Origin of the sequence: Streptomyces sp. HD (genome assembly GCF_028369295.1) — a bacterium.
Taxonomy (GTDB): Bacteria; Actinomycetota; Actinomycetes; order Streptomycetales; family Streptomycetaceae; genus Streptomyces.
This window is the reverse complement of sequence record NZ_JAQMYP010000020.1, coordinates 106343-130297: the sequence shown is the minus strand read 5'-3', so window position 1 is coordinate 130297 and position 23955 is coordinate 106343. Positions and strand designations below refer to the sequence as shown.

General features: G+C 70.2%; 19 protein-coding genes, 2 tRNA genes and 2 pseudogenes. 7 read left to right on the top strand and 16 right to left on the bottom strand.

Going from position 1 to position 23955, the window contains the following annotated elements; translation table 11 throughout:
* Positions 1–65: 65 nt before the first annotated feature.
* Together POF73_RS20830 and POF73_RS20825 are read left to right on the top strand one after the other, a co-directional pair.
* Entirely contained in the window at positions 66–824 is a 759-nt protein-coding gene (locus tag POF73_RS20830; protein ID WP_272117555.1) for an IclR family transcriptional regulator, read from the top strand.
* Between the two features lie 121 nt (positions 825–945).
* Positions 946–1019 (top strand) — tRNA-Lys (locus tag POF73_RS20825).
* Between the two features lie 100 nt (positions 1020–1119).
* On the opposite strand, the gene POF73_RS20820 is transcribed toward POF73_RS20825, so the two are convergent.
* The 5 genes from POF73_RS20820 to POF73_RS20800 form a co-directional block, all read right to left on the bottom strand.
* Positions 1120–2772 carry a long-chain-fatty-acid--CoA ligase gene (locus POF73_RS20820; protein WP_272117552.1) on the bottom strand — a complete coding sequence of 551 codons (1653 nt, stop codon included), beginning with the start codon at positions 2770–2772 and terminating at the stop codon, positions 1120–1122.
* A gap of 40 nt (positions 2773–2812) precedes the next feature.
* Positions 2813–3373, bottom strand: coding sequence for a DUF3592 domain-containing protein (locus POF73_RS20815; protein WP_272117550.1), 561 nt, complete (start codon positions 3371–3373; stop codon positions 2813–2815).
* An 89-nt stretch (positions 3374–3462) separates the two neighbouring features.
* Positions 3463–4068, bottom strand: a complete 606-nt coding sequence (locus POF73_RS20810) for a lytic polysaccharide monooxygenase auxiliary activity family 9 protein (protein WP_272117548.1) — start codon at positions 4066–4068, stop codon at positions 3463–3465.
* Between the two features lie 119 nt (positions 4069–4187).
* Positions 4188–5318 carry an SPFH domain-containing protein gene (locus POF73_RS20805; RefSeq protein ID WP_272117547.1) on the bottom strand — a complete coding sequence of 377 codons (1131 nt, stop codon included), beginning with the start codon at positions 5316–5318 and terminating at the stop codon, positions 4188–4190.
* A gap of 66 nt (positions 5319–5384) precedes the next feature.
* Complete coding sequence (locus tag POF73_RS20800) at positions 5385–6734, bottom strand: peptidoglycan-binding protein (RefSeq protein WP_272117545.1); 1350 nt, start codon at positions 6732–6734, stop codon at positions 5385–5387.
* A gap of 183 nt (positions 6735–6917) precedes the next feature.
* On the opposite strand from POF73_RS20800, the gene POF73_RS20795 reads away from it, so the two are divergent.
* From POF73_RS20795 to POF73_RS20780, 4 genes are all read left to right on the top strand, one after another.
* A tRNA-Lys gene (locus POF73_RS20795) sits at positions 6918–6991 on the top strand.
* A gap of 422 nt (positions 6992–7413) precedes the next feature.
* Positions 7414–8130 (top strand): FadR/GntR family transcriptional regulator, encoded by a 717-nt coding sequence (locus POF73_RS20790; protein ID WP_272117543.1) that lies wholly within the window; start codon positions 7414–7416, stop codon positions 8128–8130.
* A gap of 323 nt (positions 8131–8453) precedes the next feature.
* Positions 8454–10454, top strand: coding sequence for a glycosyltransferase family 2 protein (locus tag POF73_RS20785; RefSeq protein WP_272117541.1), 2001 nt, complete (start codon positions 8454–8456; stop codon positions 10452–10454).
* On the top strand, positions 10451–12388 hold the full coding sequence (locus POF73_RS20780; RefSeq protein ID WP_272117539.1) for a kelch motif-containing protein: 1938 nt from the start codon (positions 10451–10453) through the stop codon (positions 12386–12388). Before POF73_RS20785 ends, POF73_RS20780 begins: the two co-directional genes overlap by 4 nt.
* Positions 12389–12491: 103 nt before the next feature.
* Here POF73_RS20780 and POF73_RS20775 read toward each other — a convergent pair whose 3' ends face one another.
* The gene (locus POF73_RS20775; protein ID WP_272117537.1) at positions 12492–13523 is read right to left on the bottom strand and encodes a glycoside hydrolase family 6 protein; all 1032 of its coding nucleotides are present in this window, start codon (positions 13521–13523) and stop codon (positions 12492–12494) included.
* Positions 13524–13717: 194 nt separating this feature from the next.
* Between POF73_RS20775 and POF73_RS20770 the strand changes: the two genes are divergently transcribed.
* A complete protein-coding gene (locus tag POF73_RS20770; protein ID WP_272117534.1) occupies positions 13718–14485 on the top strand; it encodes a GAF and ANTAR domain-containing protein in 768 nt (255 codons plus the stop codon).
* Positions 14486–14720: 235 nt separating this feature from the next.
* Here the strand turns inward: POF73_RS20770 and POF73_RS20765 are convergent, their stop codons facing one another.
* The 10 genes and pseudogenes from POF73_RS20765 to POF73_RS20725 all read right to left on the bottom strand — a co-directional run bounded on the left by POF73_RS20765 (position 14721) and on the right by POF73_RS20725 (position 23858).
* Entirely contained in the window at positions 14721–15386 is a 666-nt protein-coding gene (locus tag POF73_RS20765; protein ID WP_272117532.1) for a class F sortase, read from the bottom strand.
* 2 nt (positions 15387–15388) lie between these two features.
* Entirely contained in the window at positions 15389–15943 is a 555-nt protein-coding gene (locus tag POF73_RS20760) for a hypothetical protein (protein ID WP_272117530.1), read from the bottom strand.
* 127 nt (positions 15944–16070) lie between these two features.
* The gene (locus POF73_RS20755; protein WP_272117528.1) at positions 16071–16850 is read right to left on the bottom strand and encodes an HAD-IIA family hydrolase; all 780 of its coding nucleotides are present in this window, start codon (positions 16848–16850) and stop codon (positions 16071–16073) included.
* Positions 16851–16933: 83 nt separating this feature from the next.
* Positions 16934–18472, bottom strand: coding sequence for an alkaline phosphatase family protein (locus tag POF73_RS20750; RefSeq protein ID WP_272117526.1), 1539 nt, complete (start codon positions 18470–18472; stop codon positions 16934–16936).
* Between the two features lie 140 nt (positions 18473–18612).
* Positions 18613–19650: a 2-aminoethylphosphonate ABC transporter substrate-binding protein gene (locus POF73_RS20745; protein WP_443049575.1), complete on the bottom strand. Its 1038-nt coding sequence runs from the start codon at positions 19648–19650 to the stop codon at positions 18613–18615.
* A pseudogene (locus POF73_RS46275) lies at positions 19624–20058 on the bottom strand (ABC transporter permease); the annotation flags it as partial. The gene POF73_RS20745 and the pseudogene POF73_RS46275, both read right to left, overlap by 27 nt.
* Complete coding sequence (locus tag POF73_RS20740; protein ID WP_272117522.1) at positions 20045–20956, bottom strand: 2-aminoethylphosphonate ABC transporter permease subunit; 912 nt, start codon at positions 20954–20956, stop codon at positions 20045–20047. The gene POF73_RS20740 and the pseudogene POF73_RS46275, both read right to left, overlap by 14 nt.
* Positions 20949–22033: pseudogene (locus POF73_RS20735) on the bottom strand (ABC transporter ATP-binding protein). The gene POF73_RS20740 and the pseudogene POF73_RS20735 overlap by 8 nt, the downstream one beginning before the upstream one ends.
* Complete coding sequence (locus POF73_RS20730) at positions 22030–22728, bottom strand: phosphonatase-like hydrolase (protein ID WP_272117519.1); 699 nt, start codon at positions 22726–22728, stop codon at positions 22030–22032. The pseudogene POF73_RS20735 and the gene POF73_RS20730 overlap by 4 nt, the downstream one beginning before the upstream one ends.
* 5 nt (positions 22729–22733) lie before the next feature.
* The gene (locus POF73_RS20725) at positions 22734–23858 is read right to left on the bottom strand and encodes a TIGR03364 family FAD-dependent oxidoreductase (protein ID WP_272117517.1); all 1125 of its coding nucleotides are present in this window, start codon (positions 23856–23858) and stop codon (positions 22734–22736) included.
* Positions 23859–23955 lie beyond the last annotated feature (97 nt).

Below are 23955 nucleotides of genomic sequence, written 5' to 3'. Positions count from 1 at the left end.
GCTGACTCGACACCCGGCCCAGTCGACGAGTTGACGAGAAGCAACGTGCGACCGCAGGGGGAACCGTGGCGCTGCAGCACGAGCCGACGACGCCGTACCACTCGGCCCAGGACGCCCTGCGCGTCCTGGAGACGGTGGTTCGGCACAACACCGGAATCACCGACGCCGACCTCGCCCGGCACACCGGCATCGACCCGGAGCGCCTGACCGGCCTCCTGCTGATGCTGCGCCGCGAGGGCTACGTCGAGCAGGTCGCCGACGGCGCGTACGTCACCGGCGACGCACTGACCCGTCTGGGTTCCGCGCAGGGCCGCGACCAGGCCCTGCGCGAGAACCTCCAGCGCACCCTGGACCGGCTGCGCGACTCGGTCGGCGCCGCTGTCTACATCAGCCGGTACGTCGACGGCGAGATCAGGATCGACCAGTACGCCGCCGGCCCGGCCACCCCCGTGGTCAACGAGTGGGTCGACTTCCGCTACTCCGCCCACGCCACCGCGATCGGCAAGAGCCTGCTCGGCCAGCTCGACCACAACGGCCGGCGCGACCACCTCTCCCGCCACCGGATGGCCCGTCTCACGTCCCGCACGATCACCAGCGACAAGGTCCTCCTCTCCCGCCTGGAGGCCCAGCCGCCGACCGTCCCCCACCTCGATCTCCAGGAGTACGCGGTGGGCACGGTCTGCGCGGCGGTCCCGATCACGGCCGGATCCTCGGTGGGCTGCCTGGCCCTGTCCCTCCCGGTCGAACACGCCCACCGACTGAAGCAGGCGGCGGCGACCCTGAACCGCAACGCGGCCCCGGTACTGCTGTCGCTCGCGATCTAGCCGGCCCTCCAGGCCCAGTCCGACCCCCGGTCCGGCGTGGTCCGAAGCACCCCCGCGGACCAGGTAGTATTTTCTTCGTCGCCAGCCGCGAGAGCACAGTGAACGCGGTCGGCGGAGTCATGCGCCGCTAGCTCAGTTGGTTAGAGCAGCTGACTCTTAATCAGCGGGTCCGGGGTTCGAGTCCCTGGCGGCGCACCTGTGAAGGGCCTCTCGTGGGAGCGAGGGGCCCTTCCGCGTACACGAGTCCAGCAGGAACGGCCGGGGGTCCGGGGGTTGCCCCCCGGAAAATGCAGCATCAGCGGGTCCGGGGTTCGAGTCCCTGGCGGCGCACCGGTGAAGGGCCTCTCGTGGGAGCGAGAGGCCCTTCCGCGTCTTCCAGCCTCCGGTACGTCCGCTGTCCGGGCGGCAGCCACCACACCGGGTCGGCGCACCGCACGCCGTCCTTCCGAAGCCGCGCCCGGTGGATCTTGTTCGTGGCGGTGACCGGCATCCGCTCCACCACCCGCACGAACCGGGGCGCCATCTTGGTCCCGAGATCGGGCTGGGCGGCCAGGAAGTCCGCGAAGGCCACCGGGTCGAAGGTCCCGGCGATCGTCGCCATCACCTGGTCCCCGGTCACCGGATCCGGCACGGCGTACACGGCGACGGCGACCGCCCCCTCGTAGCGCGCGAGGATGTTCTCGATCAGCGCGGCGGCCAGGTTCTCGCCGTCGACCCGGATCCGGTCGTCCGTGCGGCCTGCGAAGTAGAGATAGCCGTCGCAGTCCCGGTAGAAGAGATCGCCGGTCCAGTACCAGCCGTCCCGCCGCCGCTCGGCCTCCGCCTCGGGATTGCGCCAGTACCCCTCGAAGGGGTTCGGCGCCCGGTTCACCAGCTCCCCGATGGCCTCGTCACCGTTGAGCAGCCGCCCGGCCGGGTCGAAGACGGCGGGCGGGCACTCCTCGCGCGTCCCCTGATCCAGTACGACGAGCCCGGGTCCCGCCCGCCCCACGGCTCCCGGCGGCGTCCCCGGCGACCACTGCACGGCGGCCCCGCCCTCGGACGACCCGTACCCCTCGACCAGCCGCACCCCGAACCGCCGCTCGAAGGCCACCGCGTCCCGCGCCCCGGCCTCGGTCCCGAAGCCCAGCCGCAGCGAGTGGTCCCGGTCGTCCGCACGCGGCTCGGTGGCCAGGACGTACTGGATCGCCCGGCCCACGTAGGTGAAATACGTCACCCCGTACCGGCGTACGTCCGTCAGGAACCCCGACGCCGAGAACCGCCGCCTGAGCGCCACCCCCGCGCCGCTCGCCAGCGCCGGCGCCCAGTCGGCGATCACCGCGTTGCCGTGGAACATCGGCATGCAGACGTAGTGCACCCCGTCCGGCCCGAGCCCGAACTGGTCCGCCAGGGAGCGGCCGGCGGCGGCCAGGCGGCCCTGGGAGCAGAGCGCGGCCTTGGGGGCGGCGGTCGAGCCCGACGTGAAGTAGAGCAGGAGGCGGTCGGCGGGGGTGGCCCGGGAGGCGTCCGGCCGGGCGTCGGCGTAGAGCGCGAGCAGGTCGTCGTATTCCTCGGTGCCGGTCACCAGGAGGCGTACGCCGGGGAGGTCGAGGCCCTTCAGCAGGGGCAGCCGGGTCGGCTCGGTGATCAGCAGGTGGCACTCGGTGTGCAGGATGTCGCGGGCGAGTTCGCGGCCCCTGCGGGTGGGGTTGATGCCGGCGACGGCTGCTCCCGCGAGGGCGGCCGCGCTCAACCACATCGGGTACTCCGGGGTGTTGTCCAGAAGCACGCCGATGTGCGGCTCGGCGCCGGGCGGCAGCAGGTCGGCGAGCAGCGCCGCCCGGACCGCGGCCCCGGCCGCCGTCTGGTGGTGCGTGAGCGTCTGCCCCTCGAACCACAGCCCAGGCCGGTGGTCACCCCACCGCGCCGCGACGAACTCCGCGACCGTGCGTTCCGTGGTGGACTCCATGGGGGCGCACGGTAATTGACGAGACGTCAGATGTGGAGCGTCACGGCTCCATGAAGACATCGTCCCCGGTGGGGAAATCGCCCTCCGTGGGGAAGTCGCCCTCGCCGGGGACATCGTCCCCGCCGAAGAAGCCGTCCCCGCCGAAGAACCCCTCCTCGATGGAGAAGATCGAGTGCGCCATGAGCATGAAGGCGATGGCCCCGAGGATGAACACACCGAGGAACGCCAGAATGCACCCCGTGCCCGCCGCGAGCCTTCCGGGCGCCGGAGGATTGGCCGTGGCCTGCTGCGGGTCGTCCGCCACATAGTGCACGGTGACGATGTCGCCCTCGACGATCGTCCCGGGCCCGCCCGCCTCCTCGAACCGGACACTGCGGCCGTCCCGCGTGATGAACTCGTAGACGTGGTGCAGGGTCGTGTGCACCGAGCTGTCCCCGCTGCCACCACTGGTCGTGGTGTACGTCCGCAGGCAGCGCGCCTCGGCGGTCAGACCGCTGTTCCAGGCGCGGCTGACCCGCAGGGAGCGGCGGATCACCGCGACCGCGACGCAGGAGGCGATCGCGATCATGATCGCGGGCACGAGGTAGAAAAAGACTTCCATGAGGTCCCCCGAGGGCCGTGCGCGGCCCCCGTTCGGCCGGCGTGGGAGGAACCTACCCACGCCGACCTGGGCATTTACTCAAGAGAACCTCAGAACGTGACGTCCGAGCAGGCGTAGAACGCGTTGCCGGTGTCCGCGATCGTCCACACCGCGAGGATCACGTGGTGACCACTCAGCCCGGACGGCAGGGTGCCCGCGTGGGACAGGGTCTGCGGCGGGCGCTGCCCGTTGTAGGGCACGGTGAAGAACGGGGTGAGGTTGAGGTCGGAGCGGGTCAGGTTGTGGTTCTGGTTCCAGCCCGGCTTGGTGACGTAGTACTTGAAGTCGGTCGTGGCGTGCATCGCCGTGAACTGCCAGCGGAAGGTGTAGCTCTGACCGCCCGACACCCTGGTGGTGGGCCAGTCCGCTCCCGACGGCGTCTTCGGAGCGCTGAGCTGGGCGAACTGCCCCAGTCCGGCGTTGCATATCTGCCCGTCGGCGGGCCCGGAGCCGGGGAAGCCCTTGGGGCCCTCGACGCTCTGCGGCTCCCACTGGATGGAGCCGCAGTTGGTGACGGTGCCGTTCTGGCAGAGCTTCTGCCTGCTGATGGGGAGGTCGGTGTAGCCGTGGCTGCTGGCGCCGCCGGCGGAGAGCACGAAGGCCCCGGCCGTGGTGAGTCCGAGCGCGGCGGCGTACCACTTGGTCTTTCTGCGCATGCTGCTGCTCCTGGGAACGTGGGGGAAGTTCGGCGAGCTTGCAGGTCTAGACCAAGTCCCAGATTATTGCTGACCATTGAACATGTCCATACCAATCAAGGAACATGTTCGAGGGGCCGTCAGACTCCCGGCTCACCCCGCCCCATGCAGAACGCCACCGTCAAGTCCTTGACCAGTGCCTTGCGTTCGTAGTCATCGAGCTCGACCAGGCCCCGCACGGTCAGCCGGGTCACCGTGTCCTCCACCGAGTCCACGACCGAGGTGAGCACGGCCGCCCGGTGCTGCGCGTCCAGCGCGGCGATACGGCGGCGGTGCATGGCGGCGGCGACCTCCGGGGCGTACTCCATGCGCACCGGCCGTACCGAGAACACCTCAAGGCCGACCGCCCCCGCGTCCCGCACCACCAACCGGGTCAGCGCGTCCGAGGCCGCCTCGACGGCCCCCCGCGAGGCACTCGGCATCTCCACCGGAACCCGGGCCAGCGCCGACTCGACGCACTCGCGCAGATACGTCTCGTGGTCCTCCACCCCGAGCATCGCCCGCGCGGTGTCCTTCACCCGCCACACCACCAGGACGACCACCCGCAGCTCGACCCCGGTGCCGTCGGCCGCCGGCATCGGCTCGCTGCGCCAGTGCCGCAGCCGTACGTCCACGCGACGGCGCAGCAGCAGCGGGTTGACCCACAGCAGTCCGGTGCGCCGGACCGTCCCCCGGTAGCGGCCGAACAGCCCGAGCACCCAGGCCCGCCCGGTCCGCCCCCGCGCCAGCCCGCCGAGCCCGAAGAGCCCCAGCGCCCCGGCCCCCGTGTACGCCGCCCACTGCACCGGCCCCAGGCCCGCGCCCGCGGACGCCGGCAGCCGCAGCGCCTCCACCGCGAGCGGCGGCAGCGCCCCCGACCACCACGAGGTGGCCAGGCACCCGACCGCCCCGCAGGCCCCGGCCAGCACACCGGCCGCCCCGGGCAGCACCCGCGCCGGGCGCTCCGCCAGGTCGGGGTCCATCTCCGGCACGGGACGCTGCTCCGGCTGCACCGGCCGGCGCACGCGCGGCTGCTCGCCCGTGCCCTGACGGCGCGCCACGACCGTGGGCCGGATCGGCACGGACACCGTGGGGGGTTCGTCGCGGAAGAGGAGGTGGACGGGGATCTCGGTGGTCACCTCGTTCTGGATCAGCCGTCCGGGGCGAGCCGTAGCCGTCCCTCCGTCCGGGACTCCCTCCGAGTCGGACGAGTGAGAAGTGGTCGTGGTCATGCGTGCCTCCAGCCTCCGCGCCAGACGCGTCACAGCAGTGGTTGTCGGGGATGCAGGGGTGCGGGGTCACGAGAAGAGCCGCCGCCAGGTCTCCGGCCCCGGATAGCCGTCCGCCGCGCCGCCCCGCCAGCCCTGTTTGCGCTGGAAGGCCTCGACGGCGCGCCGGTCCGCGTCCCCCCAGCTCGGTCCGGGCCCGGTCTTGTAGAGCTTGCCGAACCCCTTCTTCACCAGCTGCTCGCCGAGCTGGGTGACGTACTCGTTGCTGGCGCCCGGCCGGAACATCGCCCGCCCCGGATACCCCGGCACCCCGTGCGACGCCGGCTTCCCGGGCGGACGCGACCCGGCCGTCGCGACCTGCACGTCCTTGCCCTTGCCCGTCACCAGCAGCTCCCAGGTGTGCGGCCCCGGCAGCCCGTCCGCCTCCCGGCCCCGCCAGCCCTGCGCCAGCTGGAAGGCCCGGGTGGCCCTGCGGTCCGCGTCCGTCCAGCGCGGGCCGGGGCCGTCGGAGTAGTGGGCGCCGGCACCGCGTTCGACGAGCATGCGGCCCAGCTGGGTGACGTGCTTGTTGTTGGCGCCGGGTCCGAAGTACGCCCGCCCCGGGTACGGCGTCGCGTGCTGCGGCTTGTGCGGTTTAGGCGGGTCTGCGGTGATCGGCTGCTGGCCGGTGTCCGGTTCCGTGTCCGTCGTGCCGCTCGACAGTCCCTTGTAGCGGTAGGCGACATAGCGGTCGGAGTGGGTCCAGTAGGCGTACGGGGTGACCTTGCGGCGGGTGTGCGGGCGGGTCGCCTCGTAGGCGACGTAGTGACTGTGCGTGTGGTCCGTCCAGCCGCCGAAAATGACGACGTGCGAACCTTGCTGGGGGTCCGCCAGATTGTGGAACAGCAGAATGTCGCCGGGCTGGAGATCCTCCCGGTTGATGCGTACGGCGTACTGGCCGAGGCTGCCGGTCCATTCGTTCCGGGGCAATTTCCAGGCCATCGAGACGAAGCCGGAACAGTCCTGCCGGTATCCGTCCGACCAGTACCGGGACATGTTGTACGGCACCTTCGCCGCGACCCATTTCCTGGCCCGCTTGATGATGTCCGCGCGTGTGGTCTTCGGCGTCTTCACCGAGCCCGGCTGGGCCGGCTGCCCGCCCGGGCCATGCAGCGGGGCCTGGCCGCCCTGGGGGGACGCGGGCTCGTCACCTGCGGGAACGTCGGGTCGGTTGTGGGCGTGAGGGGCGGCGAAGGCGGGGGCCGGCTGACCGACGGCGAGGGTGGCGGAGGCGGCTGCGGCGACGATCAGTGCCCGGTTCGCGGCCGGGTGGCGGCCGGTCGTGGAATGCGGCAGGACCCGTCTCCAGTGAACGCATCCGGGGCAGTCGCAGTCACTCTCCGGATCGAATTCCTCGAATACCGGAGTCCGAGTCTCCATGCGATTCCCCTCACACTCCAGATGGAAATGTCCGCGGCTGTACACACCGTCAGTTTCACAACTGTCTTCCGGACTCGCATGTTGACGGTCCGAATGGTTTACGACCCACCGGCCACCCCCCACCCACGCCCGGAGGGTGGTCGGGGCACCCCGGAAGGTCATGTAGAGTTACGACGTCAGCAGGCGCCGCTAGCTCAGTTGGTTAGAGCAGCTGACTCTTAATCAGCGGGTCCGGGGTTCGAGTCCCTGGCGGCGCACAGACGGTGAAGACCCCTCGCGGAAGCGGGGGGTCTTTCGCATTGAGGCGAGCTCTCGCGGGCCCTGCAGAGGCGGCTGGGGGTCCGGGGGTTACCCCCGGGAAATGCAGCATCAGCGGGTCCGGGGTTCGAGTCCCTGGCGGCGCACAGACAGTGAAGGCCCCTCGCGGAAGCGGGGGGTCTTTCGCATTGAAGCGAGCTCTCGCGGGCCCTGCAGAGGCGGCTGGGGGGCCGGGGGTTACCCCCCGGGAAATGCAGCATCAGCGGGTCCGGGGTTCGAGTCCCTGGCGGCGCACAGACGGTGAAGACCCCTCGCGGAAGCGGGGGGCCTTTCGCGTTGGGGGCGGGGGCGAGTTCCTGGCTGCGCAGTCCCTCGTGCAAGCGAGGGGCTGTTCTCGTGTTTGGCCGGATACTCTCTCGCCATGGCAGCGCGTGACCTTCAGGAGCGGATCAAGAAGCTCATCATCGACCGCCGGCTGCCCTCCGGGGCCCCGCTGCCGACGGAGCCCGAGCTGATGGCGCACCTCGGTGCCAGCCGGAACTCCGTGCGCGAGGCGCTCAAGGGGCTGCAGGCGATGGGCATCGTGGAGATCCGGCACGGGTTCGGGACGTATGTCGGCGCCATGTCGTTGGCGCCGATGATCGAGGGGCTCGCCTTCCGCACGGTCGCCGGGCACTACCGCGGCGAGGACACCCTGCTCCAGCTGCTGCAACTGCGGGAGGCCGTGGAGAGCGGGCTGGTGTCGCGGCTCGCGGGGCGGATTCCGGATGCCGATCTCGTTGAACTGGACGCGCTCGTCGACCGTATGGAAGAGCAGGCGGCGCGGGGCGGCGACGGTATCGCCGAGACCGACCGGGCGTTTCACGCCACCCTCTACCGGGGGCTGGACAACGCGTTGCTGGGCGAGGTCATGGAGGCGTTCTGGGACGCCTTCCACCGCGTCCACACCGATCTCGGCGGGGCGCCACAGGATCCCCTGGTCACCTGTCGGCAGCACCGGGAGATCGTGGACGCGGTGCGGTCGGGCGACGCGATACGGGCAGAGGAGGCCATAAGCGAGCACTTCGGCAACATCCGCGCCCGCGTGTCCACAACGGGCACACAGCACCCCCACAGGTGCCACAATGAGCGCGTATGACCGGTAAACACCTCGTTTCGCATCTTGCGATCATGTGCGACGACGTAGAACCTGGTGATTGGTTTTTCAAGATGCTGCGCATACGCGGCAGTTGGGGGGCAAGGAGCCGGTTGCCGGTTTTTGCCGGGGAGTAGGGGGCCCCGTTCATGACCACATGCCGAGGGGGGCATGATGCAACCGGAAGGTCGCAGTTCCATGTCTAAGGTGTGGAGGATGTGGTGACTGCGGCCCACCACTGATACGCCTGTGGAGGTCGAGGGGGATCGACACAGTCGTAAAGGAACCGACAGACACGCGGTGACCTGCGTGTGGGGGGATGACTCATGACGTCGACGCCGACGGGCGCCCGGCAGAACTTCGACCCGTCTCAGACAACCCAGCTACGGGTGCCTTCGCAGACCCGGACCGGAGCTTTCCGCCGGATCAAGAAGACTCTGCCGAAGTACGACTACGAGCACTACAGCCGGCTGGCCGGTCCCCTCACACAACCCGATCCGAACAAGCCGTACCGGGTCGAGTACCGCTCGCTGATCTCGCAGGAGCCGCACCGGATCAGGGTCGCCCTGATGCTCGCGGCGGCTCCGGTGCTCTCACTCGTCCTGCTGTTCTGGCTGCTGCAGCCCGAGCACTGGACCGAACGGGACTATCCCGCCTATGACTTCCTGCCGGCGCTCGACATAGTCATGCTGGTCTCGATCGGTCTGATCGAGTTCTTCCGCTGCATGAACGTGCTGTCCAACGCGCACGCCACGCTGGTCGCCCGCGACCCGATCCCGGTGGTGCCGGAGACCGGCACGAGAGTGGCCTTCCTCACCTCCTTCGTGCCCGGCAAGGAGCCGCTGGAGATGGTGACGAAGACCCTGGAGGCGGCCGTCAAGCTGCGCCACCGGGGCCTGCTGCACGTCTGGCTGCTCGACGAGGGCGACGACCCGGAGGTCAAGGAGGTCTGCGCCCGGCTCGGCGTGCACCACTTCTCCCGCAAGGGCGTCGCCAAGTGGAACCAGCCCAAGGGCCCGCACCGCGCCAAGACCAAGCACGGCAACTACAACGCCTGGCTGGACGCGCACGGCGACGACTACGACTTCTTCGCCTCGGTCGACACCGACCACGTGCCGCTGCCGAACTACCTGGAGCGGATGCTCGGCTTCTTCCGCGACCCGAACATCGGCTTCGTCATCGGCCCGCAGGTGTACGGCAACTACGACAACTTCGTCACCAAGGCCGCCGAATCGCAGCAGTTCCTCTTCCACGCCCTGATCCAGCGCGCCGGCAACAAGTACGGCGCCCCGATGTTCGTGGGTACGTCGAACGCCGTACGCATCAAGGCGCTCAAGCAGATCGGTGGCCTGTACGACTCGATCACCGAGGACATGGCGACCGGTTTCGAGATCCACCGCCACAAGAACCCGGCGACGGGCAAGAAGTGGCGGTCCGTGTACACGCCGGACGTGCTCGCGGTGGGTGAGGGGCCGAGCGCCTGGACGGACTTCTTCACGCAGCAGATGCGCTGGTCGCGCGGGACGTACGAGACGATCCTCAAGCAGTACTGGAAGGGCTGGTACTCGCTGCCGCCGAGCAAGCTCTTCAACTACACGATGATGATCATCTTCTACCCGATGTCCGCCCTCAACTGGATCCTGGCGGCGCTGAGCTGTGCGCTGTTCCTGGGCCTGGGCGCCTCGGGTGTGAACATCGACCCGACGATCTGGCTGATGCTCTACGGCAACGCCTCCGCGCTCCAGATCGGCCTGTACGTCTGGAACCGCCGCCACAACGTCTCGCCGCACGAGCCCGAGGGCTCCGGCGGTGTGGCCGGCATGGTGATGTCCGCGCTGTCGGCGCCGCTGTACGCGAAGGCGCTGATCGACTCGGTGCTGCGCAAGAAGAGCAAGTTCGTGGTGACCCCGAAGGGCGACTCGGCCAGCCCCGACCGGTGGTTCGGGACCTTCCGGTACCACTGGTACTTCATCGTCATCTTCGGCGCCTCGATCACGGCCGGATTTGTATACGGGCACTCGCACCCCGCGATGATCACCTGGGCGACGTTCGCCATGCTGATCACCGCGACGCCGATCTTCGCGTGGCGCTACATGCTGCGTCAGGAGAAGAAGAAGCCCGCCGCGACCGTCCCGGCGCAGCCCACGCCGGCCCAGTCGGCGTCCTACCAGCCGGAGCCGCAACCGCTGCCCACGCAGCACGCGTCCCATGCCCCGCATGCGGCGCACGCGCCGCAGCAGAAGCCGAGCTGGGCCGCTTCGGGCAACAGCGGCAACGACCAGACCATGCAGATCGCCCTTGGTGGACTTGGGGGACGTAAGGAATGAACGACCGTGCAGGCCGCCGCCGCGCCCGTCGACTCGCGATAGGTACGGCGGTGGTACTCGCGCTGGCCGGGATGAACGGGCCGTGGCTGTATCGCTTCGGGACCGAGAAATACCACCAGTACCAAATCAACAAACCGGAGTACAAAGCCGAGAACGGCCACTGGGAGATCGTCGACTTCCCAGAGGAGTACCGCCAGAACACCATCCACGCGGCGCTGTTGCACACCGGCAAGGTGCTGCTGATCGCGGGTTCGGGCAACAACCAGGACAACTTCGACGCGAAGAAGTACGACACCCGGATCTGGGACCCGGTCAAGGGCACGATCAAGAAGGTGCCGACGCCGAACGACCTGTTCTGCACCGGCCACACCCAGCTGTCCAACGGCAACCTGCTGATCGCGGGCGGTACCAAGCGCTACGAGAAGCTCAAGGGTGACGTCACCAAGGCCGGCGGCCTGATGATCGTGCACAACGAGAACCCGGACGAGCCGATCACGCTGCCCGCGGGCACCAAGTTCACCGGCAAGGAGAACGGCAAGACGTTCGTCTCCAAGGACCCGGTGCTGGTGCCGCGCGCGAAGAAGGTCTTCGACAAGGCGACCGGCAAGTTCCTGCGCAACGACCCCGGTCTCGGCCGGATCTATGTCGAGGCGCAGAAGAAGGGCGCCAAGTACCAGACCGGCACCCAGGACAACTACCGCATTCAGGGGCTGTCCGGCGCCGACGCCCGTAACACGTACGGCATCGCCCAGAAGATCGCCCTGGACAAGAAGGACTTCCAGGGCATCCGGGATGCCTACGAGTTCGACCCGGTCGCCGAGAAGTACATCAAGGTCGACCCGATGCACGAGGCCCGCTGGTACCCGACGCTCACCACGCTGGGCAACGGCAAGATCCTCAGCGTCTCCGGCCTCGACGACATCGGTCAGCTCGTACCGGGCAAGAACGAGGTGTACGACCCGAAGACCAAGAAGTGGACGTACCTGTCGAAGGTCCGGCAGTTCCCGACGTACCCGGCGCTGTTCCCGCTGGAGAACGGCAAGATCTTCTACTCGGGGTCGAACGCGGGCTACGGCCCGGACAACGTGGGCCGTGAGCCGGGCATCTGGGACGTGGACACCAACAAGTTCAGCAAGCTGCCCGGGCTGAGCGACTCCAAGCTCATGGAGACCTCGGGCACGGTGCTGCTGCCGCCGGCGCAGGACGAGAAGTACATGGTGATCGGCGGCGGTGGCGTCGGCGAGTCCGAGGAGTCCAGCAACAAGACGCGGCTCATCGATCTCAAGGCGAACGACCCGAAGTTCGTGGACGGGCCGTCGCTGGAGAAGGGCACGCGGTATCCGCAGGCTTCGGTGCTGCCGGACGACTCCGTGCTGGTGTCGGGCGGTTCCGAGGACTACCGGGGTCGCGGTGACTCCAACATCCTCCAGGCGCACCTCTACCGGCCCGGCGCGAACGAGCTCGACCGGGTCGCCGACCCGCTGGTGGGCCGCAACTACCACTCGGGGTCGATCCTGCTGCCCGACGGCCGGGTGATGTTCTTCGGCTCGGACTCGCTGTACGCCGACAAGGCCAACACCAAGCCGGGCAAGTTCGAGCAGCGCATCGAGATCTACACGCCGCCCTATCTGTACCGGGACGCGCAGCCGTCGCTGTCGGGCGGGCCGCAGACCATCAAGCGCGGCGGGACGGGCACGTTCACCTCGCAGCACGCCTCGTCCGTCCGGAACGTACGGCTGATCCGGCCGAGCGCGTCCACGCACGTCACGGACGTGGACCAGCGGTCGGTGAAGCTGGACTTCAAGAAGGCCGGTGACAAGATCACGGTGACCTTGCCGACGAACCGGGATCTGGTGCCGTCGGGTTGGTACATGCTGTTTGTGACGGACGATCAAGGGACGCCGTCGAAGGCACAGTGGGTGCGAGTGCCGTAAATGCCCTAACGCTCCCGCACCTCGTTCTTCGGGTGCGGGAGCGTTGTGTTGTGGTTGTTCGCGCACACGCGGCGGAGCCGCATATGTCACGGGTCCCGCGCCCCTAGGGGGTTGTCGCCTTCGCCAGTTTCAAGGCGTACTCCGCCCACCACTCGCCGGCCTTCGGTCCGCCCTTGCACTCGCCGTCCGACTCGCCGGGGCGCTTGACCCAGACGAACGCGTCCACCAGCTGGTCCGGCGTCTTCGTCGTCGGCGCCTCGCCCAGCGCGCGGCCGGGCGGGTTGCACCAGCGCTCGTCCGGTTTGCCCTCGGTGTAGGGGCCGTTGCCGTTGCGGCTGGTGTCGATCACGAAGGGTTTGTTGCCCACCTTGGCGGAGAGCTGCTTGCCGTACGCGATCGAGTCCTTGGTCGTGTAGAAGTTGGAGACGTTGACCGAGAAGCCGTCGGCCTGGTCGATGCCCGCCCACTTCAGGGGCTCGAAGATCTGGTCCGGGTGGCCCCAGCCGGCGTTGCCCGCGTCCACGTAGACCTTGGTGTTCTTCAGGGACTTCAGCTTGCCGATGGCGCCCTTGAGGAGGTCGTAACGCTCCTCGTGGAACTCGTCCGGGGTGCAGCCGTCGACCAGGTGCAGCAGGGCGTCCGGCTCCAGGATCACCGTGGTGGAGCGGTCCCCGATGCCCTTGGCGACGCCGTCGATCCAGGTCCGGTAGGCGTTGCCGTCGGCGGCGCCGCCCTGGGAGTACTGGCCGCAGTCGCGGTGCGGGATGTTGTAGAGGACCAGCAGCGCGGTGCGGCCGGCCTTGTCGGCGGCCTCGGTGAAGCCGCGGGCCTCTTGCTCCGGGTTCTCCGGGCCGATCCACTCACCCGTCGGCTGCTGCGCGATCTTGCGGATCTCCTCGGCGTCCTCCTTCTTGCCGTCCTTCTCGAAGGCGGCCACCTGCTGTGCCGCGTTCCCGTCCGGGTTCACCCAGAACGGGTCTTTGTCCTTGGGCTGTTGGGTGATCCCGGCGTCGGCCTTGTCGTCCGGCTCGTCTCCGTCCCCGGAGGAACAGCCCGCGATCAGCAGTGCCGCCCCCAGCAGCACCGCGGACGTCCGCGTACGAGCGCCCCTCCAGGCCCCCCTCTTCAGGTACATCCAGCTCCCCCTCGGGTGCACTGTTCCAAGACTCAATCCTGACATACGTGTCGCGGGGCGTACGAGGTCGCCGATCCTTGTCGGAGAGCTGTTACAGGCATCGTTACGGCTCCGATGAGCAGGGTAGGCGTGTGCCTTCGGGTGCGGCCGACGGGGGGAAATCAGGGGAGACAAGGGGAAGGGGAGCGTGCGTCATGCACCAGGTCACCCGGGAGATCCGGCTGGCGGAAGCGTTGGTGGAGTCGGCGGACACCCTGACCGACGGGTTCGAGGCGGCGCACTACTTGCCTCGGGTTGCCGACCACTGTGTGGAGTTACTGACCGCGCGGGCCGCCGGGTTCATGCTGATCGACAAGGCCGACGCGGTGTCGCTGGCGGCGAGCGGCGCCCAGCGGGAGCTGGCGCTGGATCTGCTGGAGGCGCAGCACGGGGGCGGGCCCTGCCTGGACAGCTACAGCTCCGGCCTGCCGGTGGAGCCGGTGTCGATCAGGGCGGCCCGGGCGGCGGGGCGCTGGCCGGCGTTCACCGAGCGGGCGCTGGCGCATGACATAGGGACCACCTTCGCGGTGCCCGTGCGCCGCCACGAGCGGCTGCTCGGCGCGCTCAACGTCTTTCTCACCACGCTACCCGTCGATGACTCGCCCGACGCCGGCATCGACGTGCAGCTGGCCCAGCTCATCGCCGACTGCGCGGCCCTCGGACTGCAGAACCACACGACGTACGTCCGATGTCGCACCCTCTCCGGTCAGTTGCAGCAGGCGCTGTCCAGCAGGGTGCGCATCGAGCAGGCCAAGGGCATGCTCGCCGAGCGCTGGAACACCGTCGCCGACCACGCCTTCCTGGCCCTGCGCCAGTACGCGCGGCGCCGTCGGCTGCCGCTGGACCGGGTCGCGCAGGCGGTCATCGACCGCGTCGCGGACGACGCCGAGCTGCGCTGGGAGGCACGGCGGGCACAGGGCTGAAACGTGCGCAGGGGCCTGGAACACGCCTCTAGGCCACAGCCCGCTTCCGTTCTAGAGTCTTCGCCGACGACCCCAGCCCCCGGTCGGACCGATCTCCACTGGTCACCTCAAGCCTCCCGCGCCGGACGCCGGGTTACTCCCGCAGCCCGTGCGCGCGCGGTCGAGGACCAGCCCGGTCGGCGGCTTCGGGGGGAGCGGGCCGTCGGCCGGGCCAGGTGGTGGCCCTTCCCGGGAGTCAGAGGCCCGTGCCCGTCAGATACGCCGACACGATCACGTTCGCGGTGTAGGCGTGGGCCGTCGGGTCGAAGGTGCCGCCGCAGGTGATCAGGCGGAGTTCGGCGCGGCCCGAGTGGCGGGCTCCGTAGGCCTGGTGGGCGTCGAACCTGTCGCGGGCGAGGACCCGGACGTTGTCCACGGTGAACTCGGCGACCCTGCCGTCGTCGCGCAGGACCCGGATCGTGGCGCCCGGCTTGAGCGCGGCGATGCGGTGGAAGACGGCGGGCCGGGTCGCGGTGTCGGCATGGCCCACGAGCAGTGCGGCCCCGGCGGCCCCCGGCTTCGCCCCGGCCGCGTACCAGCCCACGGCGCCGGGCCGGTCGTAGGGCGGCGGATCGATCGCCCCCTGCGAATCGAGTCCGCGGGCGACGACCGGTGCGCGTACGTCGAGCCCGGGGATGTCCAGGCGCTGCGGCAGCGCGTCCCCCAACGGCCGGGCGGCGGGCGGCAGCTGAACCTGCTGCGGCCGGCCGACGGCGGCGACGTCCCCCGACACGGGTGCGGACACGGCCTGCCGTACCTCGGTGATCTCCCGCCCCCACAGCCACAGCGCGAGCAGCAGCACGGCCCAGGCCGCACCCATGAGGAAGCGGCCGCCGTGCCGGGAGCGTTCCTGCCCGGCCATCGTCAGCGCCGCTGGCGGCCGCGGCGTGCGCTCCTGAGCGCGACGGCGGTGGCGGCGACGCCCGCGAGGACCAGCCCGGTCACGGTGTGCGCCGTACCGGGCCCGGCCTCGCGGGCGTCCACGGCGGCGAGCTCCGCCGCGCCACCGCCGCCGGCCTCGACCGGGGCCACCGGGGAGGCGGGGGCCGACGGGTGCGGCCCGTGCCGTACGGACTGCTTCGCGCCCTTCCGTACGACGGTGAGGGCACCCGTGCGGGAGGTCTCCCCGCAGGCGACCTTCACGTCGTAGGTGCCCGGCCCGGCCGTGGACCGGATGCGGCTCTCGCCGACGAGGGTGCCGTCGGGACCGATGGTGAGGCGGGCGTCGGCGACGAACGCCGTGGAGGCGGCCGTGGCGGCCCGCTGCGGGCATCCGCTCACCCGCAGGGTGATGTCGCCGCCGGGGGGCGGGGACGACGGTCCGATCGAGACACCCCCGTCCGCGGCGTGTGCCGCCGGGCTGACGGCGACCGCCCCCAGGGCGGCGATCGCACAGAGAGTGACCCGCAGTGATCCCATCGTGAACCTCCAGATATCTGGAGGTTCCCCCCGCGGCACGGGCCCCGCATCCTCAACGGGCCCGCGCTGCTCCGTACGGGTCGTGTCGCGGCGTACGGCCACGCGGGGAAGCTGCTGTCGGGCGCGGTCAGATCCGGTCGACGAGGTCCGCGATGGACTCGACGATCTTGGACGGCCGGTACGGGAAGTTCTCCACCTGCTCGGGCCGGGTCAACCCGGTGAGCACCAGGAACGTCTGCATCCCGGCCTCCATGCCGGCCAGTACGTCGGTGTCCATGCGGTCGCCGATCATGGCGCTGGTCTCGGAGTGGGCGCCGATGGCGTTCAGGCCGGTGCGCATCATCAGCGGGTTGGGCTTGCCCGCGAAGTACGGCTGCTTGCCGGTGGCCTTGGTGATCAGCGCGGCGACGGCGCCGGTCGCGGGCAGCGGGCCCTCGGTCGACGGACCCGTCTCGTCGGGGTTGGTGCAGATGAAACGGGCGCCGGCGTTGATGAGGCGGACCGCCTTGGTCATGGCCTCGAAGGAGTAGGTGCGGGTCTCGCCGAGGACGACGTAGTCCGGGTCGTGGTCGGTGAGGATGTACCCGATGTCGTGCAGCGCGGTGGTCAGTCCCGCCTCGCCGATGACGTACGCCGAACCGCCCGGCCGCTGGTCGTCCAGGAACTGGGCGGTGGCCAGCGCGGAGGTCCAGATGTTCTCGATCGGCACCTCCAGGCCCATGCGGTTGAGCCGGGCGTGCAGGTCGCGCGGGGTGTAGATCGAGTTGTTGGTGAGGACGAGGAAGGGCTTGCCGGAGTCGCGCAGCTTCTTGATGAAGGCGTCGGCGCCGGGGATCGGTACGCCCTCGTGGATGAGCACACCGTCCATGTCGGTGAGCCAGGAATCGATGCGCTTGCGGTCTGCCATGGTGCTGTGACTCTCCTGGCCTGCGTGCGGGATGAGCGAGCTGGGGGCGCCGGAACCACGCCGTACCGACGCCCCCAGGGTAATCAGGACTGGCTGATCCTGACCCCGTCGATCACCCAGTACCAGTTGTTGGACCCGGTGTAGCGGAACCGGAAGTTAACGCTGGAGGCTCCGGCGGGGACGGCGACGGTCACCGACTGGGGCTGGGAGACGACGTCGGAGGTGTAGCTCTTGACGACGGTGGGGGCGTTGCCGTTGAAGGAGACGAGGATCTGGGCCGTCTGGGAGCCCTCCTGCCGGTAGAGGGTGGTGAAGTCCAGCCGCACCTCGGTCTTGCCGGTGACGTCGTAGGCGGGGGTCACCAGGGTGGAGTCGTACGTTCCGGAGAAGTTCTTGTCCGCCCATTCGTCGGAGTCGGCGACCGCGAAGACGCCGCGCGCGCGGACGTTGAGTTCGCGCCACTGGTCGCGCTGGGTGCGGGACCAGAACTCGTCGGTGGCGAAGGCCCAGCCACGCCACTCGGTCATGCCGCCGGTGCCCATGGCGTTGTTGATGACGGACCAGCCGCCGGGCGCCGTGTGCGTGAAGCCGAGCACGCCGGCCGGGATGCCGGTCTCGTCGACCCGCCCGGTCAGGGAGGGCCGCAGCGCCTCGAAGGGGTCGGTGGACCGCTCCTGGATCGGCTTGCCGTCCAGGCCCCAGGCGGGGTCGACGGTGATGCCGAGCTGCCCCAGGACGGTGGGTACGACGTCCACGAGCCGCGTGTCGGTCGGGCGGGCGCTGGCCGCGATGCCGGGCCCGGTGGCGAGGACGAAGGTGCGCCGCTCCTCGATGGTGGACCCGCCGTGACCGCCCGCGTCCTTGTGGCCGTGGTCGGTGGCGACGATGACGGTCCACCGCTCGGTGGCGTAGCCGGACCGCGCCTCGATGGCGGCGCGCAGCCGGCCGACGTAGGCGTCCTGTACGGCGATCTGGTCGAGGTAGGCCTGGCTGCCCGCGCCCAGGTTGTGGCCGACGATGTCGGACTGGCCGAAGTAGACGAACATCACGTCCGGGTTCTGGTCGCGGATGATCGCCTCGGCCTCGCCGGCGATGGTGGCGTCGTGCGCGGTGTAGCCGTCGGCGTCGCCGTCGAGGACCAGTTTGGCGTCGGCGCCGGGGGTGACGGTGCCCTGGGCGTCCAGGGGCTTCCAGTCGACGGCCGCGTAGGTGGACAGCGCGGGGCGGACCTGGGCGAGGCGGGCGAGGAAGCCGGGGTAGGTGCCGTAGTTCTTGCCGGCGAAGGTGTTGTCCTTCACCCCGTGCTTGTCGGGCCACACGCCGGTCGAGATGGTGGACCAGCCGGGGCCGGAGGAGGTGGCGGCCATCGGGCTCGCGTACAGCAGCGAGGTGCCGTAGGTGCCCTCGCTCATCATGGCCTTCAGATGCGGGGCGTTCGCCGCGTCGATGCGGTCGTGGCGCAGGCCGTCCATGCCGATGACGAGCACCTTGTCCTTGCTGGTGCCGTCGGGGAGCGTGGGGACGGCGTGCGCCTGGGAGGCGGCGGCGGTGCCGAGGGCCAGGGTGGCGGTGGTCGCCGCGGTGGCGGTGAGGACGGTGCGGCGGGACAGGTGTGACGTCACGTGATCCTCCGAGGGGGCTGTGCAGAGCGCGGTCGGTTGCGGGCATGGCGACGCCCCCGGTGGTGGTGCCAGGGGCGTTGCGGGTGGGACCTTGGTGGTATTGGTGATATGGCCCTGGTGGGTGGCCTTGAGGGGGCCGGTCAGCTGCCGGTGGCCGACTTCCAGGCGTCGACATACGACGTCAGGTTCTTGTCGATGTCGTCCCAGTCGGGCTCGAAGACCTCGACGCCGTCCATGAGCCCCGCGAGCGCGACCGCGTTGGCGTCGGTGGCCTTGACGTCCTGTCGGGCGCTGAAGCCGCCGCCGATCTCACTGACCTGCTGCTGGGCGCCCTGGCTCAGCATGAAGTCGAGCAGCTTCCGGCCGTTCTCGGTGTGCGGGGCGTCGGTGACGAGGCCGGCGGCGTAGGGCAGGGCGAAGGTGGTGGGCCTGCCGCCCTCCTTCGCCGGGAACCAGATGCCGAGGTTGGGCATGGTCTTGGCCTGGGCGAAGTTCATCTGTACGTCACCGTTGGCGACGAGGAGTTCGCCCTTGTCGACCTTGGGGGCGAGCTTGCCGGTGGAGGCGGACGGGCCGACGTTGTTGGCCTGGAGCCTGCCGAGGTAGTCCATGGCGGGCTTCTCGCCGCCGAAGTCGTGCATCGCCTTGATGAGCACGGCGGTTCCGTCACCGGCGACGCCCGGCGTGGAGTACTGGAGCTTGTTCTTGTACGAGCCGTCCAGCAGCTCCTCCCAGGTCGTGGGCGCCTGCTTGAGCTCCTTCTTGTCGTAGACGAACCCGAAGTAGTTGTTGACGACGGAGGTCCAGGTCGCGTCGGCTCCCTTGTCGGCGCCGCTGACCTGGTCGGAGCCCTTGGGGGCGTACTTCTGCAACAGGCCCTTGCCGTCGGCCTGCTGGATGAACGGCGGGAGCGTGACGAGTACGTCGGCCTGCGGGTTGCCCTTCTCGCGGACGGCGCGCTGCACCATCTCGCCGGAGCCGCCCTCGACGTATTCGACCTTGATGCCGGTCTGCTTCTCGAAGTCCTTGAAGACACGGTCGTACCAGCCGTCGCCGTTCTCGCCCTTGAGGCCGTCGGCGCTGTAGACGGTGACGACCTTCTCGTCGGAGGACGCGGAGCCGGTGCCGCACGCGGACAGCGCCGGGGCGGCGAGGAGGGTGAGGGCGAGGATCACGATCTCCGGGGTGCCGTTGAGCAGGAACGGCGGCTTGGAGAACGCGACCAGGATCGCAAGGCCGACGACCACCGAGGGGACAGCGACCGGAAGGACGAAGAGCGCGTCCATGAACCTGCGGTGCCGCTTCTTCAGGGCGGCCGCCGCGAGCGCGGCCCAGGTGCCGACGACCAGCGCGAGCAGGCTCGCGGCGCCGGCCGTGAGGAGGCTGGTGGTGAGGGCCTGGAAGGCCTCGCCGCGGGTGGCGGCGCTGTAGTGCCCGGTGGTGAACCCGGAGGGCAGCGCGCTCGACCAGTTGGTGGCGAAGGAGGCGCCGAGGACGACCAGCAGCGGCAGGGCGAACAGGGGCAGGAACAGGACGAGGAACAGGGCCCATACGGCCCACCTGGCCCCGCGGCTATGCACCAGCACGTCGGCTCACCACCCGGTAGAGGCCGTAGAGGCTCACGGAGATCAGGACGTTGACGACGGCGACCACGCAGGCGCCCGGGTAGTCGGACTCCAGGATCGCCTTGCTGTAGACGAGCATCGGCAGGGTCGTGACTCCTTTGGCGCCGGTGAACAGGACGATCCCGAACTCGTTGAGACACAGCACCAGCACGAGGCTGCCGCCCGCGGCGAGGGCGGGCAGCGCCTCGGGCAGGATCACGCGGCGGACGATGCGCAGGGGGCGGGCGCCGAGCGAACTGGCCGCCTCCAGCTGGGCGGTGTCCAGCTGGGAGAAGGCCGCGAGCAGGGGCCGTACGACGAAGGGTGTGAAGTAGGTGACCTCGGCGAGGAGGACGCCCCAGGGGGTGGTGAGGAACTGGAAGGAACCGATGATGCCGGTCGTGCCGTAGATGAACAGCAGAGCAAGGGTGATCAGGAAGGACGGGAAGGTGAGGAAGACGTCCACGAACCGGGCGACGATCCTGCCGCCCGGGAACGGCACGAAGGCGATGACCAGCGCGAGCAGGAAGCCGAGGACCAGACAGCCGACGGTGGAGGCGACGGCGATCCACACGGTGGTCCACAACGCCTCGCGGAAGGCGGCGGAGGCGAAGACGTCGGCGTAGGGCTGGAGGGAGGTGCCGCCGGAGTCGGGCTGGAGGGACTGCTGGACTACGAGGGCGAGGGGGTAGAGGAAGACCAGTGCGAGGAGGGCGACGGGTGGGCAGGCCCACAGCAGCGTTCTGGAGCGTCGTGGCGAAGTCGGATCCGGTCCGGCGGCGGCGGCCCTCAGGGGCGCGGGGAACTGCGCGACCAGCCACGACCGGCCGGCGGAGAATCGACGGCCGATCGCGGCACTTCCCGCGGAGCGCTCAGTCATGGCCCACCCCTGCGGCCAGCAGCACCGCATCCTCCGGTGCGAAGTGCAGAGTCACCTCGTCGCCATGGGCCGGCGGATCCTTGAGCTCCCGCAGATCGGCGATGACCCGGTGGCCGTCGACCTCGACGTACAGCCGGTGCGTGGCGCCGCGCCACTGGATCTCGCTCACGGTCCCGGAGAGCCGGTTGGGGCCGTCGCCGAGCCCGACGAGGTGGGGCCGTACGCACAGCGTCGCCTTCGCACCCGGCGCCACACCCTCCGTGTCCACCGTCAGCTCGCCGCCTCCGAAGGCGACGCCGTCCGAACCGACCGTCACCGGCAGCAGGTTGGCGTTGCCGACGAAGGACGCCGTGAACTCGTTGGCCGGGGACCGGTACAGCTCCCTCGGCGTCCCGCAGGCCTGCAACCGCGCGCTGTCCATCACCGCGATCCGGTCGGCGAGGGTGAGGGCCTCGACCTGGTCGTGGGTGACGTAGAGGATCGTCACGTCGGGCAACTCGCGGTGCAGGCGCGCCAGTTCGGCGAGCATGCCGGAGCGCAGACGGGCATCGAGAGCCGACAGGGGCTCGTCCAGGAGGAGGACGCCGGGGCGGATAGCGAGCGCGCGGGCGATGGCGACGCTCCCCCAGTGCCTTAAGGGCCTGGGGGGACCCCCAGCTGCTGACCGCCGGACAGCTCGCGCGGGTAGCGGCGGGCGTAGCCGGCCATGCCGGTCATCTCCAGGGCCTCGGCGACCCGGGTGCGGATCTCGGCCTTGGGGGCCTTCTGCGCCTTCAGTCCGAAGGCGACGTTCTCCTCGACCCGCATGTGCGGGAACAGGGCGTACTGCTGGACGACCATCCCGATGCCCCGCCGGTGGGGCGGCAGGTCGGTGACGTCCCGCCCGCCGAGGAACACCCGCCCGGAAGCGGGCCGCACGAACCCGGCGACCGCCTGCAGCGCGGTGGTCTTGCCGGATCCGGACGGCCCGAGCAGCGCCATCACCTCGCCGGGCTCGACGGTGAGGTCCAGGGTGTCCAGGACGACGTTGCCGTCGTAGGCGACGGTGACGGAGTCGAAGCGGATGCCTCCGCTCACGCCCCCTCCCCGGCGAGCAGCCCCGGCAACTCGGCGACCGAGCCCAGCACATGGGTGGCCCCGGCCACCCGCAGCGCCTCCGCGTCGTGCGCGCCGGTCAGGACACCGGCGACGAGGCCCGCGCCCGCGCGGACGCCGCTGAGCATGTCGTAGGAGGTGTCGCCCACGACGGCCACCTGCCCGACGGCGTCGACGGCCCGCGTCCGCAGGAACGCGGTGAGGACCATGTCCGGGTACGGCCGCCCCCGGCCCCCGGCGTCGGCGGGGCACAGGGTGAGCGGCACCAGGTCCTGCCAGCCGAGCGCGTCGAGGATCGCGTCCTGGGTGATGCGGGCGAAGCCGGTGGTCAGGACGACGGTACGGCCGCTCGCCCGGAGTTGTTCGATGGCCTCGCGGGCGCCGGGGACCGGTGCGACGAGGCCGCCGTCGACGAGTTCGCCGTACGCCTTCTCGAAGGCGGCGTTGGCACGCCGGGCGCGCTCCTCGTCGCCGAACAGATGCCGGAAGACGGAGATCTTGGACTCGCCCATGGTGGCGCGTACGTAGGCCAGCTTGTCGGCGTGGTCGGGGGTGCCGGGCCCGACGCCCAGTTCTGAGGCGGCGGCCGCGAAGGCCCGCTCGACGAGGCCGCCGTCGGCGACGGTCGTACCGGCCATGTCGAGGACGACCAGCCGTATCTCCTGATGGTTCGTCATGTCTGTCACCAGCCCAGTTGGTTCGCGGTCGTCTCGGCCATCGCGGGCGAGCAGGTCATTCCGCGCCCACCGGGCCCGGTGACCAGCCACACCCCGTCGCGCACCTGCTGCCGGTGCACCACCCGCCGCGGGTCGGTGCACTGCGCGTACACCCCGGCCCAGCGGCGTCGGATCTTCGGCAGCGGGCGGCCGAGGAGGGCCTCGACGACCCCGGTGAGGTGGTCGTAGGGGTCCTCGACGGTGTCGAAGGCGAAGGGGTGCTCGTACTCGTGGGTGTCGCCGATGGTCAGCCCGCCGTCGGCGCGCTGCACCATGAGCAGCTGCATACGGTGGGCCGCGGCGGTCTCGGCCTGCGGCTGACCGGCGTCCAGCGCGTCGAGCGCGGCGGAGGCGTAGGCCGGGTAGTAGCGGAAGCTGTCGGCGTCGGCGACCGAGGTGGTGAGCGGTTCGCCGAGCGGGGCGGTCTGCATCATCTGGAGGCGGACGCGGCGGACGGGGAGGTCGGGTCCGGCCAGCTCACGGACCAGGCCGCCGAGCCAGGCGCCGGTGCACAGGACGACGACGTCTCCGCCGTGCACATCGCCGTGGTCGTCGCGGACGGCACTCCCGCCGATGACCTCACGGACCTCCCGGCCCGGCCTGAAGGTGTAGTTCGGGGACTTCAGCAGCTCGTCGCGCAGGGCCAGCTGTGCGGTACGCGGCTCGACTGCGGCGTCGCGCTCGCAGTACAGGGCGGCGGTGAACTCGCCGCGCAGGGCGGGGTTCAGGGCCCGTGCCTCGTCGGGGGTCAGCAGCTTGTGGCCGCGGGCGGCGGCGTCCTCGCGGGCCACGGCGGCCTCGGCGACGGCGAGTTCGAGGTCACCGCGGACGGGGGTCAGGGAGCCGTTGGGCCGGAAGCCGAGGCCCGGCACGCGGGTCCCGATCTCCTCCCACAGCTCCCGGGCCCGCAGCGCGGTCTCCAGCTCCTCGCCGCCCGCGCGTCCGCTCACCCAGATCTGCCCGAAGTTGCGCAGCGAGGCGCCGCGAGCCTCCGCCTCGCGCTCGATCTGTACGACCTCATGGCCGCGTTCCACCGCTTGCCAGGCGTGCATGGTGCCCACCACGCCGGCTCCGACGACTATCACTCTCACGACGGCAACGCTCCTCGGGATCGGGTAACCGGAAGGGTCCGGCTGACAACGAGAGCGTGAACTGGCCATCACGTTTGGGCCAGACCAGTTATCTGTT

Excerpts from the sequence above, each read along its gene's own strand:
- POF73_RS20770 (WP_272117534.1), top strand. The coding sequence starts at position 13,718 with ATGCACCAGGTCACCCGGGAGATCCGGCTGGCGGAAGCGTTGGTGGAG.
- POF73_RS20785 (WP_272117541.1), top strand. The coding sequence starts at position 8,454 with ATGACGTCGACGCCGACGGGCGCCCGGCAGAACTTCGACCCGTCTCAG.
- POF73_RS20740 (WP_272117522.1), bottom strand. The coding sequence starts at position 20,956 with ATGACTGAGCGCTCCGCGGGAAGTGCCGCGATCGGCCGTCGATTCTCC.
- POF73_RS20775 (WP_272117537.1), bottom strand. The coding sequence starts at position 13,523 with ATGTACCTGAAGAGGGGGGCCTGGAGGGGCGCTCGTACGCGGACGTCC.
- POF73_RS20805 (WP_272117547.1), bottom strand. The coding sequence starts at position 5,318 with ATGACCACGACCACTTCTCACTCGTCCGACTCGGAGGGAGTCCCGGAC.
- POF73_RS20755 (WP_272117528.1), bottom strand. The coding sequence starts at position 16,850 with ATGGCAGACCGCAAGCGCATCGATTCCTGGCTCACCGACATGGACGGT.
- POF73_RS20730 (WP_272117519.1), bottom strand. The coding sequence starts at position 22,728 with ATGACGAACCATCAGGAGATACGGCTGGTCGTCCTCGACATGGCCGGT.
- POF73_RS20790 (WP_272117543.1), top strand. The coding sequence starts at position 7,414 with ATGGCAGCGCGTGACCTTCAGGAGCGGATCAAGAAGCTCATCATCGAC.
- POF73_RS20810 (WP_272117548.1), bottom strand. The coding sequence starts at position 4,068 with ATGCGCAGAAAGACCAAGTGGTACGCCGCCGCGCTCGGACTCACCACG.
- POF73_RS20765 (WP_272117532.1), bottom strand. The coding sequence starts at position 15,386 with ATGGCCGGGCAGGAACGCTCCCGGCACGGCGGCCGCTTCCTCATGGGT.
- POF73_RS20800 (WP_272117545.1), bottom strand. The coding sequence starts at position 6,734 with ATGGAGACTCGGACTCCGGTATTCGAGGAATTCGATCCGGAGAGTGAC.
- POF73_RS20820 (WP_272117552.1), bottom strand. The coding sequence starts at position 2,772 with ATGGAGTCCACCACGGAACGCACGGTCGCGGAGTTCGTCGCGGCGCGG.
- POF73_RS20780 (WP_272117539.1), top strand. The coding sequence starts at position 10,451 with ATGAACGACCGTGCAGGCCGCCGCCGCGCCCGTCGACTCGCGATAGGT.
- POF73_RS20760 (WP_272117530.1), bottom strand. The coding sequence starts at position 15,943 with ATGGGATCACTGCGGGTCACTCTCTGTGCGATCGCCGCCCTGGGGGCG.
- POF73_RS20815 (WP_272117550.1), bottom strand. The coding sequence starts at position 3,373 with ATGGAAGTCTTTTTCTACCTCGTGCCCGCGATCATGATCGCGATCGCC.